The sequence below is a fragment of the Collinsella aerofaciens genome (assembly GCF_902501475.1).
Classification (GTDB): Bacteria; Actinomycetota; Coriobacteriia; order Coriobacteriales; family Coriobacteriaceae; genus Collinsella; species Collinsella aerofaciens_AL.
The window spans coordinates 26,352-42,558 of sequence record NZ_CABWIF010000043.1 but is presented as its reverse complement, the minus strand read 5'-3'; the positions used below and the strand labels follow the sequence as shown (position 1 = coordinate 42,558).

Annotated in this window: 14 protein-coding genes; 9 read left to right on the top strand and 5 right to left on the bottom strand. The window is 60.4% G+C overall.

What is annotated here, in order from left to right; genetic code table 11:
- Window positions 1-145 precede the first annotated feature (145 nt).
- The 7 genes from GDJ93_RS07380 (at window position 146) to GDJ93_RS07350 (ending at window position 7,941) form a co-directional block, all read left to right on the top strand.
- Entirely contained in the window at window positions 146-508 is a 363-nt protein-coding gene (locus GDJ93_RS07380; protein ID WP_055285739.1) for a desulfoferrodoxin family protein, read from the top strand.
- Window positions 509-598: 90 nt separating this feature from the next.
- Window positions 599-2,611: an NAD(+) synthetase gene (locus GDJ93_RS07375; RefSeq protein ID WP_152068302.1), complete on the top strand. Its 2,013-nt coding sequence runs from the start codon at window positions 599-601 to the stop codon at window positions 2,609-2,611.
- A 137-nt stretch (window positions 2,612-2,748) separates the two neighbouring features.
- The gene (gene ruvC, locus GDJ93_RS07370) at window positions 2,749-3,270 is read left to right on the top strand and encodes a crossover junction endodeoxyribonuclease RuvC (RefSeq protein ID WP_035137351.1); all 522 of its coding nucleotides are present in this window, start codon (window positions 2,749-2,751) and stop codon (window positions 3,268-3,270) included.
- Window positions 3,270-3,890 (top strand): Holliday junction branch migration protein RuvA, encoded by a 621-nt coding sequence (gene ruvA / locus GDJ93_RS07365; protein WP_152068301.1) that lies wholly within the window; start codon window positions 3,270-3,272, stop codon window positions 3,888-3,890. The genes ruvC and ruvA overlap by 1 nt, the downstream gene beginning before the upstream one ends.
- Window positions 3,890-4,957 (top strand): Holliday junction branch migration DNA helicase RuvB, encoded by a 1,068-nt coding sequence (ruvB, locus tag GDJ93_RS07360; protein WP_118273173.1) that lies wholly within the window; start codon window positions 3,890-3,892, stop codon window positions 4,955-4,957. The genes ruvA and ruvB overlap by 1 nt, the downstream gene beginning before the upstream one ends.
- Window positions 4,958-5,101: 144 nt before the next feature.
- Window positions 5,102-6,769: a formate--tetrahydrofolate ligase gene (locus GDJ93_RS07355; RefSeq protein WP_152068300.1), complete on the top strand. Its 1,668-nt coding sequence runs from the start codon at window positions 5,102-5,104 to the stop codon at window positions 6,767-6,769.
- A 179-nt stretch (window positions 6,770-6,948) separates the two neighbouring features.
- A complete protein-coding gene (locus GDJ93_RS07350; protein WP_152068299.1) occupies window positions 6,949-7,941 on the top strand; it encodes a hypothetical protein in 993 nt (330 codons plus the stop codon).
- 12 nt (window positions 7,942-7,953) lie between these two features.
- Here the strand turns inward: GDJ93_RS07350 and GDJ93_RS07345 are convergent, their stop codons facing one another.
- Window positions 7,954-9,135 (bottom strand): cation diffusion facilitator family transporter, encoded by a 1,182-nt coding sequence (locus tag GDJ93_RS07345; protein WP_152068298.1) that lies wholly within the window; start codon window positions 9,133-9,135, stop codon window positions 7,954-7,956.
- A 218-nt stretch (window positions 9,136-9,353) separates the two neighbouring features.
- Here GDJ93_RS07345 and GDJ93_RS07340 point away from each other — a divergent pair, with 218 nt between their 5' ends.
- Window positions 9,354-10,691, top strand: coding sequence for a TFIIB-type zinc ribbon-containing protein (locus GDJ93_RS07340; RefSeq protein ID WP_152068297.1), 1,338 nt, complete (start codon window positions 9,354-9,356; stop codon window positions 10,689-10,691).
- A gap of 424 nt (window positions 10,692-11,115) precedes the next feature.
- Here the strand turns inward: GDJ93_RS07340 and GDJ93_RS07335 are convergent, their stop codons facing one another.
- Window positions 11,116-12,165, bottom strand: coding sequence for a PDDEXK nuclease domain-containing protein (locus GDJ93_RS07335; RefSeq protein ID WP_226812534.1), 1,050 nt, complete (start codon window positions 12,163-12,165; stop codon window positions 11,116-11,118).
- A 168-nt stretch (window positions 12,166-12,333) separates the two neighbouring features.
- On the opposite strand from GDJ93_RS07335, the gene GDJ93_RS07330 reads away from it, so the two are divergent.
- Window positions 12,334-12,603 carry a hypothetical protein gene (locus GDJ93_RS07330; protein ID WP_022095134.1) on the top strand — a complete coding sequence of 90 codons (270 nt, stop codon included), beginning with the start codon at window positions 12,334-12,336 and terminating at the stop codon, window positions 12,601-12,603.
- A 94-nt stretch (window positions 12,604-12,697) separates the two neighbouring features.
- Here the strand turns inward: GDJ93_RS07330 and GDJ93_RS07325 are convergent, their stop codons facing one another.
- From GDJ93_RS07325 to GDJ93_RS07315, 3 genes are all read right to left on the bottom strand, one after another.
- Window positions 12,698-13,621: a hypothetical protein gene (locus tag GDJ93_RS07325; RefSeq protein WP_152068296.1), complete on the bottom strand. Its 924-nt coding sequence runs from the start codon at window positions 13,619-13,621 to the stop codon at window positions 12,698-12,700.
- Window positions 13,518-15,191, bottom strand: coding sequence for a phosphatidylinositol-specific phospholipase C domain-containing protein (locus GDJ93_RS07320; RefSeq protein WP_152068295.1), 1,674 nt, complete (start codon window positions 15,189-15,191; stop codon window positions 13,518-13,520). Before GDJ93_RS07320 ends, GDJ93_RS07325 begins: the two co-directional genes overlap by 104 nt.
- A 305-nt stretch (window positions 15,192-15,496) precedes the next feature.
- Window positions 15,497-16,084 (bottom strand): hypothetical protein, encoded by a 588-nt coding sequence (locus GDJ93_RS07315; protein ID WP_152068294.1) that lies wholly within the window; start codon window positions 16,082-16,084, stop codon window positions 15,497-15,499.
- Window positions 16,085-16,207 lie beyond the last annotated feature (123 nt).

The window sequence follows — 16,207 nt, the reverse complement described above, 5'->3', positions numbered from 1 at the left end:
CCGGAGTGGGCAGGACGGTCGACGCATTTTGGCCCGACCGCTTGCCTGGTCCGTTATGTGTTCATTTGCAATGCCGTGGATGGTTTGTCTGCCTTTGGGCATAAGAACCATCAAGAACATTGGCACATCAGCAAAGGAGAACATCATGGCGAAATTCTTTAAGGACCCCGACGGCAAGCTCATCGCTGCCCTTGGCGACGACGTTGCGACCCCTGCCGGTTGCACGGAACTGACTGCAAACACTGAGGACGCGGCGCACGAGAAGCACGTGCCTGTTGTCGAGACCGAGCGTGACGGTCACGTGATTCGCGCACGCGTTGGCTCGGTCGAGCACCCCAGCCTGCCCGAGCACTACATTGAGTGGATCGCCCTTGAGGCCGAGGGCCGCTTAGAGGTCCATTACCTTGAGCCCGGCATGAAACCCGCGACGTTTTTCGCGGGCGGCTCCAAGACCGGTACCGTCTATGCCTACTGCAACCTGCACGGGCTGTGGTCCGCGACATTCTAGGAGCGCGCCCCCGCTCGGGGTATCATAGCTAGCATATGCACATGCAAGCGCCGACTGCATTATGCGGCCGGCGCTTTTACTACGATTTCGATGGTTTACGACGGAAAGGGCTGGGCCATGAAGCTCGCGCTTGCACAGATCGATATGCGCCTGGGTGATATTGAGGGCATTTGCGGCCGCATCGAGGACCAGGCTCGTCTGGCCCACGAGCGCGGGGCGCGCGTGCTGTGCGTTCCGGCTCCGCTCTTTATGGGCGCCATGCCCGGTGGCCTGGTGGGCGCTGCCGACTTTGAGCACGACATGCTTGCCGGCTTGACCGGTGTCGCCGAGCGTATCCAAGAGCTTGACATGATCTGCATCGTGCCCGCGGCGGTTTCGTTTGAGGGCCAGCCGCTGCTCGACTACATGATGCTCAAGGACGGTCATGTGGTGCCGGCGCGTTCGAGCATTGCCCTGCAGCGTGGCGAGAACAACGACACGCGTTGGGCGCCGCCGGTGTTCGACGTGGACGGCGTGCGCATCGCCGTGATTTTTGACTTGGACCGCGAACTCGAGATGTTGCCGACCGGTGTTGACCTCATTGCGTATTTCCAATTCAACGCGTTTGACATGACCGACCGCGAGACTGCCGCCATTGCCGCCGTTCGCAGCGGCGCCTACCGCAAGATCGCATCCAAGCGCAGCGTGTGGTTTGCCTGCATGGCGCCGGTCGGTGCCTTTGACGAGTCGGTGTATACCGGCGGTTCGTTTGTGCTCGACGACTGCGGTCGCGTGGTGGCCCAGGCACCGTGTTTTGAGGAGAGCCTGCTGGTTCAGGAGATTCAGCGCGGCGTGATGCTCGATGCCCTGGAAGATCACGAACTGCCCGAGTTCCGTTCCGAGGAGTGGCTGTGGCAGGCGCTGGTGCTCGCCGTGCGCGACAACGCCCGGGCCCACGGTGCGTCGCGTGCTGTGGTGGCACTCGAGGGTGACTTGCCATCGTCCCTGCTGGCGGCGCTGGCCGTCGACGCCCTGGGCCCGCGTAATGTGATTGGCCTGGTGCTGGGGCGCAACCGTATCTTTACGCCGGCGCAGGAAGAGGCCGAGGCTGCCCGCTGTGCCGCCGTCCGCGCCATCGCCGAGCGTCTGCACATTCGCACCGCCGAGCGCGATGCACCGGATGCGGCGCGTGTGCTCGATTGCGACGTGTCGGCGGGCGATGCCGAGCGTCTGCGCTCGCGCACGTTGGGCCTCATGCTGGAGGACACGGCGCTCGAGCTGGGTGCGATGGCGCTGAGCCCGCTGTCCAAAACCGAGTACGCGCTGGCGGCGCCGGCGCTTTGCGGCGGCTACCAGGGCGATTACGCGCCCTTTGGCGATGTGTACCTGTCGACGCTTGAGTTTGTGGCGCGTGTGCGCAACCGCACGTCTGCCGTGGTGCCCCAAGAGCTCGTGACGCTCAACGCGGTGGAAGATTGTATGGAGCGCGTGCTGGCGCAAGCGCTCTCGACGCTCGACGGTCCGGTCGATATGCTCGACCGCGCGGCACAGCTGCTCGGCGGGCTTGAGCCGGGTGAGGTCGATGGCGCGCTCGAGGCGCACGTGGACCGCAATCGATCTTTCGACGACATCCCGATGGCCGCTGGCAAGCCTGAGGCTTGCTCGCTGCTGCTGATGCTCGTTCGACAGGGTGAGGCTGCCCGCCGCATGTTGCCGATGGCGCCGATCGTCTCGGCCCGTTCGTTTGCCGAGCGTGCCTGGCCGTATATGCTCGCGTGGTCCGACCTGGGGCTTAACGGCAAGGAGCGTATGACGGTCGATTCGCTGGCGCGCGCCGAGGTGCGCCGTTTTGCTGACGAGGATACGAGCGAGCGCGTGCGAAACGAGATGATGGGCGTGCTGGGCGAGCTACTGGGTATTTCGCCCGAGCAGATGGAGGAGCTGCGCTCTGAGGATGGCCAGCGTCGTTTGCATGAGGGTATGAAAAAGTTCGAGGGCGAGGTTCAGGACGCCATCGATAAGATGATGGGCGGTCAGGGCGGTCCGCAGGGTGGGCCCCAGGGTGGTCCGATGCCGCATCCGCCGGTGGATCCGAGGCAGTTCCCCTTTTTCTCGCAGAACTAACTATGGGATAGGATTCGCTCCCAGCCCCGATACTTCAACTAAGCATCTCGGCCCCGTTGTGTTATTCTAGAACAGACGTTCGTGAATGATGCGCGGGGCCTTGCCTTGTGCTGTGCTGGTGACGAGGGAAGGTCGGCTTGGTTATCTTGGGCATTGACCCCGGTTTGGCTCATACGGGTTGGGGGATTATCGAGGAGCGGCGTGGCGAGGTTCGCTGCCGTGCCTATGGCTGCATCGAGACCAGTGCCGGAAGTCCGCTCGCGGTGCGCCTGTCGCATATCGCCCGCGACCTCAAGGGTGTCGTGGAGCGTTATCGACCCGATACCGCTGCTATCGAGAGCATTTACTTTGGTGCTAACGTTCGCTCGGCAATTCCTACGGCGCATGCCCGCGGTGCTGCACTCGTCGCGCTTTCGGAATGCGCGCTCGAGATTGGCGAGTACACGCCCATGCAGATCAAACAGGCTGTGGTGGGCACCGGCGCCGCGGACAAGCGGCAGGTTGCCTACATGGTACGCACGCTCACACAGCTCGATCACGACCCGCATCCCGACCATGCCGCCGATGCCCTGGCCTGCGCCATCTGCCATGTAAACCTCAGCCGCACCCGCGCCCTCACCGGTGGCGAGTTCTATCAACAGAGAGGAACCGGATACTGATGATTTCCCAGCTCCACGGAACGCTTGTCGAGGCCACGATGAGCTCTGCTGTCGTCGATGTGTCGGGCGTTGGCTTTGAGCTCGGCATCTCGGGCAGCACTGCGGCCACGTTGCCGACGCCCAGCGGCGAGGTCCGCCTCTACACGCGTATGCAGGTGCGCGAGGACGCCATGACACTTTTCGGTTTTTCCTCTAAGGATGAGCGCACGATGTTCGATCGGCTCGTGTCCGTCTCGGGCGTTGGCCCGCGCTTGGCGCTCGCCGTGCTTTCCACCTATACCGTGGGGCAATTGTATTCGCTGGTGATGGCCGAGGACGACAAGGGCATGGCCAAGGTGCCCGGTGTGGGCAAAAAGACAGCTCAGCGTCTGATCCTGGAGCTCAAGAGCACCTTTGCCAAGGACAAGGGCTTTGTGCCGGTCGATGTGATTCCCGGCCAGGTTGCGATGCCCGTGCCCGCTGCCGCTCCCTCGGCGATCGATGATGCCCGTGCGGCACTCCTTTCCATGGGCTTTAGCCCGCAGGAGACCGATGTTGCCCTGAGCGGGTATGATGGGCAGAATATGCGTGTCGAGGACCTGCTCGGCGCGGCGCTTAAGCGACTCGGAATGGATGCGTGATGTGGGAAGCCGATGACTCTCAGGACCTGTGGGCGACGCCCGGCAACTCGCCGGCGGCATCCATGGCGCACGGCGAGCGCATGGTGGGCTCGGAGCTAACGCCCGAAGACCTCGATGTCGACCGTACCCTGCGCCCTCAGCGCCTGGACGACTACTGCGGTCAGGAACATATCAAGCAGAGCCTTCGAGTGCTGATCGAAGCGGCGCAGAGCCGTGGCGAGACGCTCGACCACGTGATTTTCTCGGGTCCTCCGGGCCTGGGCAAGACCACGCTGGCCACCGTTATCGCCAACGAGCTGGGCGCTCAGATCAAGACCACGAGTGGCCCTGCCATCGCGCGCACGGGCGACCTGGCGGCCATCCTTACTAACTTGCAGCCGGGTGATGTGCTGTTTATCGACGAGATCCACCGCCTCAACCGTTCGGTCGAGGAGGTCCTGTACCCCGCGATGGAGGACTTTGCCCTCGATATCGTGATTGGCAAGGGTCCGGCGGCGCGCTCGATTCGCCTGGATATTCCCAAGTTTACGCTGGTAGCGGCAACGACCCGCTCAGGCATGTTGACCGGCCCGTTGCGCGACCGCTTTGGCATTTCGTATCGCCTGGATTACTACACGGTCGAGGAGCTCGCGCAGATTGTGACGCGCTCGGCGACTATCCTGGGCGTGACGATCGACCATCCCAGTGCACTCGAGATCGGCTCGCGTTCGCGCGGCACGCCACGTCTTGCCAACCGCCTTCTCAAGCGCGTGCGCGATTACGCACAGGTGCGTGGCAGCGGCCCTATCGAGCTCGATATCTGCCGCCAGGCGCTCGAGTTCTTCGAGATCGACGAGCTCGGTCTGGACTGGATGGATATTCGTATCTTGGAGACGCTTGCCAAGACGTTCTCCGGCCGTGCTGTAGGCCTGACGACCCTTGCCAGTGCGGTGGGCGAGGACCCGGGCACGCTCGAGGATGTCTATGAGCCCTATTTGCTGCAGTGCGGGTTGATGATTCGTACGCCGCAGGGCCGTCAGGCAACCCTTCGCACCTTTGAGCACCTGGGGATTGAACCTACCGTTTAGGGCGCTTTGTTTTGGCGGGCTGTTGGACTATCGCTGGGCATCGGGTAAACATATCGCCGTTCATCGGTTATGGGCGTTTTACTATTGCGCGCCCGTGCTATGCTGAATTGGTCTTTTTCTCATTCGGTAACGAAAGGACCGCCCATGCCTACTGACATCGAAATCGCACGTTCTGTCACGCCACTGCCTATTACCGAGGTGGCCAAGAACGCCGGCGTCGACGTTAAGCACCTTATTCCGTACGGCTTCGACAAGGCTAAGGTCGACTATTCACTGCTCAACGAGCCGACTGATCACCAGGCCAAGCTCGTCCTCGTGACCGCTATCAACCCAACGCCCGCGGGCGAGGGCAAGACCACCACGACCATCGGTCTGGCCGATGGCCTGCGTCGTCGCGGTATCAAGAGCGCCGTGGCCCTGCGTGAGCCTTCGCTCGGTCCCGTCTTTGGCGTCAAGGGCGGTGCCGCTGGCGGCGGTTGGGCCCAGGTCATTCCCATGGAGGACATCAACCTGCACTTTACCGGCGACTTCCATGCCATCGGTGCTGCCAACAACCTGCTGGCCGCCATGCTCGATAACCACATCCAGCAGGGCAATCAGCTCGGTATTGACGTTAAGCGCATCACCTGGAAGCGCGTCGTCGACATGAACGACCGTCAGCTGCGCCATGTTATCGATGGCATTGGCGGTAAGGCCCAAGGTGTGCCGCGCGAGGACGGCTTCGACATCACCGTTGCCTCCGAGGTCATGGCAATCCTGTGCCTGTCTACGAGCATCAACGACCTCAAGGAACGCTTGGGTGAGATTGTCGTCGGCTATAGCTTTGCCGGCGAGCCCGTCCGTGCCCGCGACCTCAAGGCCCAGGGTGCCATGGCCGCGTTGCTTAAGGACGCGCTTAAGCCCAACCTGGTGCAAACGCTCGAGGGCACGCCCGCGTTTGTCCACGGCGGTCCCTTCGCCAACATTGCCCACGGCTGCAACTCTATTATGGCTACGCGTATGGCGATGCGCTTTGGCGATGTTGCCATTACCGAGGCCGGCTTCGGTGCCGATCTGGGTGCCGAGAAGTTCCTCGACATCAAGTGCCGCATGACGGGCGTTCGCCCCAGCGCCGTCGTGGTCGTCGCGACCGCTCGTGCGCTTAAGTACAACGGTGGCGTCGCCAAGGCCGACCTCAACGAGGAGAACCTCGAGGCACTCAAGGCTGGCATGCCCAACTTGCTGCGTCATGTCGACAACATCCAGAACGTTTATGGTCTGCCCTGCGTGGTCGCCATCAACCGCTTCCCGACGGACACCGAGGCTGAGCTTGCACTCATCGAGTCCGAGTGCCAGAAGCTCGGCGTCAACGTTAAGCTTTCCGAGGTCTGGGCCAAGGGCGGCGAGGGCGCGCTCGAGCTGGCCGATGAGGTCATGCGTCTGATTGAGCAGCCGAGCGAGCTCAAGTTTGCCTATGAGGACGGCGCTGATGTCGCTGATGCCCTCGAGGCCGTTGCCACCAAGGTCTACCGCGCCGACGGCGTTGACTTTACGCCGGCCGCCAAGCGCCAGCTCGCCGAGCTGCGCGAGAACGGCTTTGGCAACCTGCCGGTGTGCGTCGCCAAGACGCAGTACAGCTTTAGCGACAACGCCAAGGCCCTGGGCGCTCCCGAGAACTTCCGCATCACCGTGCGTGAGCTCAAGGTTTCCGCCGGTGCCCACTTTGTGGTCGCGCTGACCGGCAGCGTTCTAACCATGCCGGGTCTGCCCAAGGTGCCCGCGGCCGAGAACATCGACGTCGACAACGACGGCAACATCACCGGCCTGTTCTAAGTCTGCTGTCCATAGCTGCTTGTCCGCCCCGCCGTGCCCACAAGGCCCGGCGGGGCTTTTTGATCCTTAGGCCCGCGCATGTCTTGTAGATACCGACGGACTCTGCCCATCATAGGCTTTTGCGCGGGTAGAATGCATGGATAACTTGAGGCTCACGCGCGACGGAAAGGAATCGTTGCATGGATCAGGACAAGACAACCGTGATGGGCGGCTACGGTTCCGCGCAGGCTGGCGATAGCGCCGATGCGACCCGCGTTGTTCCCAACCCCGGTTATGCCGACCCCGCCGCGACGCAGCCTTCTGCCGAGCCCACCCGGGTTATGGGCTATGGCGATACGGCGCAGGATTCTTACGCTGCATCTTCGCAAGGCCCCTATGGCAACGCAGCTCCGGATCCGTTTGATTACACGCCGCAGGATTCTTATGCTGCCTCGACGCCGAATCCCTATGACAACCTGCCGCAGAATCCCATTCCGCAGCCTCAGCAGACGACGTATATGCCTCGCACGGCGCAGCCTCGCTACGAGTCGCGCGACCCGTATCGCGAGTACCCCAAGTCGATTCCGCAATATAGCGAAGACGAGGAGAAGAGGCCGTCGCGTTCGTCGAGCGTGATCAAGAAGATCCTCATCGTGCTGGCGATTTTCTTTGCGCTGTCGGTTGTGTTTGCCATCGTGTCGGGCATGCTCAACAAGCGGGGGAGCTCAACGGCCGATACCGCTGCCGAGCAAACCGAGTCCGCCTCGTCTAGCACCGTCGATCTGAGCGATATCCCGGGGCAGTATTGGTCCAACGCCAAGAAGCTTCTCAAGTCGCGCGGCGCCGATCTTTCGAATGCCGTGGTCCTGACTGATGATGGCTCAACGCCCGTCGTCGATGCCAACTGGGTCGTTACTTCTGCCTACTATAACGACAGCGGCAACCTCGAAATTCAGCTCACGCACAAGGACGGCTCGTCGGGCAACGCGTCCGGCGACCAGGGCGGCGCGGACAGCTCGAGTTCCAATACGCTGGAGGACTTGAGCAACAAGGCGCAGGAGTTGGGAGACAAGGCGCAAGAGCTGGGCGACACGGCACAAAACCTGGGCGATACCGCGCAGAACTTGGGCGGCTTGGCGACGGATGCCTGGAACGCCCTGCAAAACGGCATCTCGGGCGCGCAGGGAAACTAGCTGTTAAGCAGGCTACAACTGCTCGGCCGGACGCTCGGGCGAGCTAAAGCCCGAATCAAACGTGACGACGCATGAGGCATCGGGTCGGCGCTCGTGCACGATGCGCGTGACGAGCTCCAGCAGCTCCTCGTCGGATATGTCAAAGCCGTCGGGACGCACCAGGTCAAACGAAACGAACCCGTCGTGCTCGTGCAGGTCGTGGATGGAGAGCGCGGGATCGATCTGCATGACGCCGCGCTTGACCCAGCTGCGCAGGTCGTCGCTGGTGGTGGCGATGGGGTCGCAGTGCAGCGTGATATCGATGCCCATTTGGCGCTTGATGTCGTGCTCGATGGTGTCCAAAATCTCGTGGTGCTCAAATGCGTCGCCCTCGCCGGGCATCTCCACGTGGGCGCTGGCAAACTGACGACCGGGGCCGTAGTCGTGCACCATCAGGTCGTGTGTGCCCAAGACCTGCGGATAGGACATGATCTTATCGCGGATTGCCTGGACGAGCTTGGGGTCGGGCGCTTGCCCCAGCAATGGGCTGATGGCGTCGCGCACTAGGCCCATGCCGCTGATGCAGATGAAGATGCCCACACCCAGGCCTGCCCAGCCATCGAGGTCAAAGCCGGTCGTCTGCGAAATAAGCGCCGCCACCAAGACCGAGCCCGAGGTGATGACGTCGTTTTTGGAGTCCTGCGCCGTGGCGATGAGCGTTTCGGAATCGACGCGGTTACCCAGCGTGCGGTTGAACGCGGCCATCCAGAGCTTTACGAGCATGGACGTAGCCAGTGCCGCAAGGGAAATGAACGTGTAAGCGGTGGGGGAAGGCTTGATGATCTTGGTGACCGACTCGAGGATCAGGTTGATGCCGACGGCGCAAACCAGGACGGCGACGAACAGGCCGGCTAGGTACTCATAGCGGCCGTGACCATAGGGGTGGCCTTCGTCTGCCGGGCGGCTGGCAAGGCGGAACCCGAGCAGGCTCACGATGTTGCTCGAGGCATCGGAGAGGTTGTTGAAAGCGTCGGCGATGAGGGAGACGGAGCCGGCGAGCAGGCCCGCGATGCCCTTGGCCAGGCACAGGGTGATGTTGAGTCCAATGCAGATGAGGCTTGCGGTAAAACCCGCGTTGGTGCGGCAAGATGCATCGACCGGCTCGTCCTCGCTGCCGGGAACAAGCGTATGTACCAGCCGATTTACAAATAGCATAGCGGTCGTCCTCACAATCATGTTTAAGGGGATAGTGTAGCTCGCGCGGGGGCGCCGTGCACCGATGCTCAGAAAATGCAGCAATAGTCTGCCGGTGCTAACGAGCGAGCCTTCTCGTCTGCCTGGGTGGTCCATTTTGGGCCACATGGGTATGGGCATGTGCCTGTTTGATCGACATACTTAATGCCGACAGCCCCTGTGCAAAGGAGGACGTTTCCATGGACGAGATGTTTGCCATTAAATGTCAAAACTGCGGCGGCCCTATGTACACACACCAAGCTAAGCGCAGCTTTGAGTGCGCTTATTGCGGTGCGGTCATTCCGTGGCAGGCGGACGCCGGAGAGCCCAAGAGCGCTTTGGGCATTCGCCATACGCCGTTGACGGTGGTGGATGGACTGCTCAAGCTCACGCATGTGTCGCAACTCGAGCGCCCGGAGGACCCGGACTGGTATTTCTTCAATTCGCACTGGCGCAATCAGTCGGTCCTGGAACATCTGCTGTGGGAGGATCGCGGCACGGCGCAAGAGTTCCAAGAGGCTACGCATGTGAGCATTCCTTGCCCCTTCTGCGGAGCGTCCTTTGAGGGCGAGTCAACGCAGCGTGTGTTTGAGTGCCCGTCCTGCGGCAACAAGATCGGCATTGCCGACCTGCTCAAGCCCGGTACCTTCAGCAAGCGTCTGACCATGGGCGTGGGTGCAGAGTATGTGCCGGAGCAGGGCATTCCCTGCGAAATCTCGCCGCAGCAGGCACGTGCCAACGCACTGCAGCTGGTGCGCCAGCATGCGGAAGCCTTTGCCGGGCACGACGTGGAAGATGCGATCCAAAACGACATGATGCTCTTCTATTTCCCCATGGCGCTGGCGGACCTGCGCATGATGGCGTCCTTCCCGGTCAAGGGCCTGAGCAAGGAGACCCTGGTGTACTACGAGGTGCTCGACTGGGCGTATCCCAGGGCAAACTACCTGGACGTTCGCCTCCTGGGCATTTTGGAGCCGTGGGACTTTGCCAAGGTCGGTCCGTTCGATCCCGCCATGCAGGAAGGCGACTTTCGCGTCGTCTCCGTCGATGCGTCTACCAAGGACCAGGTGGTCATTGATAAGCTGGCGCTCGACGTTGCGGGCAACGACGCCGAGGCTGTACTGGGGCTCAATAAAAAGAGCATCCGCACCTGGGCGCGCAAGGCCCGCAAGCACAAGGACGGCCTAGTTATGGTGCCGGTGTACTTTATCGACCGTCCGGCAACGGATAGCCGCGACGGCGAGCAGGTGCGCATCGCCGTAAACGGCCAGACGGGCCGCGCGGCCGCGGTGGTGTTTAGCGACAAGCGCGAGACGCATATTGTGGCGCCGCTCAGCCCGAGTCTGCATCTGTCCGGTGAGAGCACCGTGCACGCCACGCCCGTCGAGGTCAAATACGTTAAATCGCCGTTCCTGTACCAGATCGTGCGCCGTGGAGGCGGCGAGCAACCGCGCCAGGTTGCAGCGGTTGCCGAGGGTTCATACCGAGAAGAAAAGCCCAAACGCCGCGGTCTGCTGGGTGCGCTATTTGGGAAGTAGGGGAGTAGTGCCGGTTGTTGCCGTAAGGTGATGGCCGGGGGTGCGGGGCAGCTCTCAGGAGTGCGGGCTGCCGTCTGATTGTTTGAGGGTGCCAGATGTAAATAAACAGTGGGGCGGCTGCAAAAGAGCCGCCCCACCGGATAAAATCAAGGTGTGCCGCGGAACCCGCTCCTCAGTCGGTCAACTTTGGAAGCGCGGACAACGCAGGTGCTATCGTCTAAAGGGCCGGCTGCAACCGGCCCTTTTCTGTGGCAACCAATGGATCCACATCAGACGAAGGCCGCGTCTTTGCCTGTCAGGTCACGCTCGCCAGCCACGGTTGGAATGTCGTTGCCGGCGTCCATGACCGGTATTGTTTCGTAGCGTGCGTCGCAACCGCGAGTGCGCCTGCGACGGCTGCGGTGGTTTCGGTCGCAATGTGCTGCTACCCTTGCGTTTCGCCATTAGTCGCTTCGTTGATGGCGCGGTACTCGGCACTCAGCTCGCGCGCCAGCTCTTCCTTGCTTGGAAGATATGGCAGGTATTTGGCGGCAAACACTTGGTCGTTGTCTTCGGGCAGCGTGTACTCGACGATCGAATCGCTTTTGTCCGCGCAGAGCACGATGCCTATGGGCGGATTGTCGCCTTCGTTCATGAGCTCACGCGTGTAGTAGTTCACATACATTTGCATCTGGCCCAGGTCCTGATGCGTAAGGTCATCGGTCTTAAGGTCGATGAGCACGAAGCAGCGCATCAGATAATTGTAAAAAACAAGGTCAATATAGAAATGGCGCCCATCAAAGGTGATGCGCTTTTGGCGCGCCTCGAAAGCGAAGCCACGGCCAAGCTCCAGCAGGAACTTCTGAAGATGCGTGATGAGCGCCTGCTCTAGATCGCTCTCGCGAAACGCAGTATCGTCCGAGAAACCCAAAAACTCCAGTACATATGGGTCGCGGATGATATCCTCGGGGCGACGAGCCGGGGCGCTCTTTTGGATTTCCTGGGTGACGGCCTCTTTGTCCTTGCTGGCAAGTAGGCGCTCGCGGAACATGGTGTTGATCTGGCGCTCGAGCTGACGCGTGCTCCAACGAGAATCGGCGCATTCGTTCATGTACCAGGCGCGAGCATCAGGGTCGGGAATGCGCATCAACCTGCGGTAATGAGTCCAGCTCAATTCGCTACGCAGTGCGTCGCGAATTGGAAACGCAAGAAAGAACTGACGCATATTGCGAAGGTTAGCGATGCCAAAGCCTCTTCCGAAATCCGCGGTAAGCCTTCTGGAGAGGCCTGCAATCAATGCCTCCCCATATGCTGCGCGCTCCTCTCCGCCCTGCTCATCAACAATGCTCTTGCCGATCTCCCAATACGCCTCAACCATCGCAAAGTTAACGGCGGTATAGGCCTTGTCGCGAGCGGCGTTGAGAATCGAGGAGACCTGCTTGTAAAAACCTTCGGGCACGATTGCCGATTCTCCACGGTTTACCAGTTCGCCCATCACTGTCGCCCCACTTTCCTCTTGTGGAATGCATCTTTATCGCATTTAGTTTAAAGCCTCGCGCGGACACGAATTGCTTTGCTGTCTGGCACCTTCGCATGGGAGCCTTGCGGTGACTAAAATGTGGCCATAGAGGCAGTTTTAGCGAACCCCGCGGGAGTGACACGCATGGATAACAACACCTTGCTGTTTCAGGACAAGGGTTCGGGTAGGTTTAAAGACGTTAAGATCTACCCCAACCGTATTGAGGTGCTCAAGAAGGGCACTTTCGGCGGCAAGCACACCGAGATTGTCTATCTTAAGGACATTACGGGCGTCAATAGAATCAAAGGCCGCGATGTTTTTCTGCGCAATCGTCTGTTGACTGCTTGCGTCTTTAGCCTGAGTAGCCGTGCGAAGGCCCAGGAATTTGTGAACGCGCTGAACATGGTGATGTAGCCGATAGCGGCGTTCGGGCCAAGGTAAAAATCGGGGGCACAGAACGGTGTTCTGCGCCCCCGATTGAGTCGATGTGTCTAAAAGGCCGGCTTGCCTATTCGCTGGCGCCTTCGCTGCCTTCGCGGTCACTGGCAAGCATTGCTGCACCGGCGACCGTTGTCGCCATGGCGGCAGCGGCGAGCCCGGCGGCAATGCCGGAGCCGTCGCCCGTGTCGGCGAGTTTTCCGCCCGAGCCCTTGCCCTTGTTGCCCTTACCATTCTTATCAGCGCTGCCTGCGTTGGAGCCCGTGCCGCTGCCGGTGCCGGCGCCGCCTGCACTGTCCGAGGCCGCTACGGTAAAGCTTGCGGCTCCGTCGCTGGCGAGCGTGTAGTTCTGCGCCGCGTCGCCCAAGAGACCGTTCACGCGCACCCAGTACGTTCCTGCGGCAAATGTTTCGCCCTCGGCCATTGCTGTGCCCGGAGCGCCGTTCGCGTCGTGCACAAACTCGAGCTGGGCCGTGCAGGCATCGGTTTCGAGCTTGCCCTCGAGTGATGCCGCAATCTTGGCGCGCACGTCTTCGCCGGCCTTAAGGCCTTCGAGTCCCTCAAAATGGGGCGTCAGCACGCGCGGATCGATATCGATGGGCACGGATCCCCGCAACTCCGTAGCGGTTTCGTTACCTAGGGCGTCGACATCAACGTATTCGATGGCAAATTCACGCCCCGAAGCTGTCGCGTTGAGCGCGTTGCTGCTGTCGGCAAGGCGGAAATGACCCTCGCCAACGGTCTTGCCATCCTGGAATGAGGCATCGCTCAGCGAGTCGCCGTACGTCATGCGCATGCGGGTCGGGAGATAGTACGGGAGATAGTACGAAGCCGCCTGCTTGTGCTCCGTATCGTAATTGCGCTGATAGATGCTCCGGGCCAGCGCCGCATCAACAAAGTCGGATGCGATGATGCCAATGTGCTTGAGGTAATCTGACTTTGTTTTCTCGTTGCCGCTGGGGGTTGATGTACGGGCTCTTATACAGATGCTCATTGACTACTCGTGCCGAGGTAAAAGGATTGCCTCCATGCGACAAGCCCGTGCAGCTGGTGTAGTTGATAGACCAGCAACGCTCCTGGACTTGCACCGTGGCCCCGGCATCGTCCACGACGTCCACCTTGTTGCGCGTGCGCCCGGTCGTTTCCTTCAGCGCATTATCGACCCAACTGAGCTTGTCGGTTCCCGTGAGTTTGTACTTGTCCTGGGCATATACCTTGGTGCAATAGGGCTCTTCATTGCCCGTTTCCCCTATGGCTTCAAATCCCCGCGCGTCTTGGACGAGACACATCGACTGCCCGGAATGCGCCTTGATTTTGTCATCCCATTGGGTGAGGTCGAGGCCCCACGTGTGGCCGCTTACGCTGTTGCCGGCGAGCCCAAATCGACGCAGCAGGACGATCTTTCCGCGCACCTCGCCCAGCGTGGGGACGTGGCTCGACGTGTAGAACAGGTTGGGGTTATCGGCCATAACCTTGGCGAAGGCCGTCGTTATGCTTTCGTCGGTAGCCTCATCGTTGCCGCGCGATGCGAGCATGATGAGCGCTTCTGACGGGTTTTCGTTCAAAAACGTTTTGAAGTACCCGATGACATCGGAGAGATGCAGATAGTTCCCGTCTTTTTTGAGTAGGTAGAAAATCCCGTGGTCGATGCCGGGGTCATCGCCCTTTCCGAGCCGGATATCAAAATAGCGAATGCCTTCGAGCAACTGCGCTGGAATGTAATCCTGCTGGCATTTTACTTGCGAGGATTGGGGCTCAGTGTCGTTGTCCACGCTGCAGGTGCCCGAATCGTGCGTACCCGGGATGCTCAGCTCGTCGAGGAACTTGTTGTCGTCGACGTATTTCATCCAACATGGTCCGTCGACGTAGCTGCTGTACGTGATCCAGTCGAGGCTGCTAACCGTGGCATCGTTCTTTTTCATGTCGTAACCGATAAGTTCGAGCTCCCACGGAATGCTCTTACTCTTATGGCAGATCTTATTGTTGTCCTGGTCTTCGCCGTTCGATTCTATTGCCAGGTACTTAATGTCTTTTTTCTCGGTTTCTTTCTCGACCGTGCGGTCTCGGATGATATAGGTTCCGTTTGATTGACGCTCGAACGCAAAAGCGCGGCTGGGCTTGTTGTCATACTCGCCGCCCCATACGTGGATGACCTTTCCATCTTTGTCAGAGTCGTCGTCGACCGACCAAATGCTGTAGCCCGTCTTTTTATGCTCTTCGAAATTGAGCAAGGTGCGGATAGCATACCAGTTTGTATCGTCATTCTTGGTCGTTACGTTCTCAAGGATGAGCTTGCTGGACGTGCCGTCGTTAAACAGGTGGCAGACGTTGCCGCGAACGTTGCCGTCTTGGTTGACGCTCGCGGTGCGAAAATAGCCCGCGGGGCGAAGGCGAATGACGAAATTGTCGAGGCTGACCGACGCTGTGGCAGCGTCGTCTGCAAATGCCGCTCGTGGGCCAATGCCCAATGCCGCGGTTTCGGGCAGGCTTGCAAGTGGCGACAACGCCGCGAGTCCAAGGCCCAACGTAAATGCTCGGCGGCTGATGGCGTGGTGTTCGGTCATAACTTCTCCATTCGTAGAGTGCGGTTATGCGATAGTTTTGGTCACTATACTGCTCAGATGTTTATAGATGCTGGTTTAATTGCCTGCGCGGCACAATAAATCGGCGGGCGGACGTGTTGGGGCGTTTGTCGTTTTCGTACTGTTGCCACATTTGGGGCGGTTCCGACGTCCGGCATCCTCGCGTTCGTCGGCTACCGGCATAAGAAAGGGAGGGTCGGTTTACCGGCCCTCCCTGGGTACGAAGCGCTGGGGTACCGTCGCTTGTTTGCACTGCGACCGTGTTTTCCGTTGCGCTCGCCAGTCGCTTAGCGCTTGATCTCGATATCGTCGAGCTTGACGTCCATGGCCTCGGTCTTGGCCTCGGCGATGTCGCCGGCAAATTCCAGAGACTTCATCATGGTCTCGACGGCGTCCTTGTGCTCCTCGACGTTGTCGATACGCACATACACACTGCCCCCGTCAACGTCGGTGAAGTATTCGGTCGTCACGCCGCCCGAGTGCGTGAAGTAGGCACTGCGCCAGGTCTTGCCGTTGTACTTAACGGGATCGCTCTCGGTCCATCCAGAGTTGGCCTTCCATTTGGCCTCGTAGTCGAACAGTTCATCGGCGTTCTTGTCAGAGTCGAAGACGGGGATGAAGCGATCGCTGGCGTGCTCGCTCTCGGTGAACTTAAACTGGGCCCTGTCGGCGGTGTCGCCTGCGACGTCGGTGATCTCGACGCCCTCGGGGACCTCGACCTTAAACCAAATGAAGTCGGTCCTCATATCCACGGCTGGCTTTTCTGCTCCACCGCCACTTCCGGTAGCGCCGCCGCTGCCATCGCAGCCCACCAGGGCAAATGCGGCAAAGAGGCTTATGCAGAGGGTGAGAATCGCAAAGGCCTTCTTTTTCATGGTTGTGTCCTCCTCGATCTGTAACCGCCCATGGATTACCTGCCTTTACTGTACGCGTGGACGGCTCGCTCGGGTGGGCCATGTGTCCCATTCTGAGGGCCGGATTTGCGCCGTTAAGTGGCA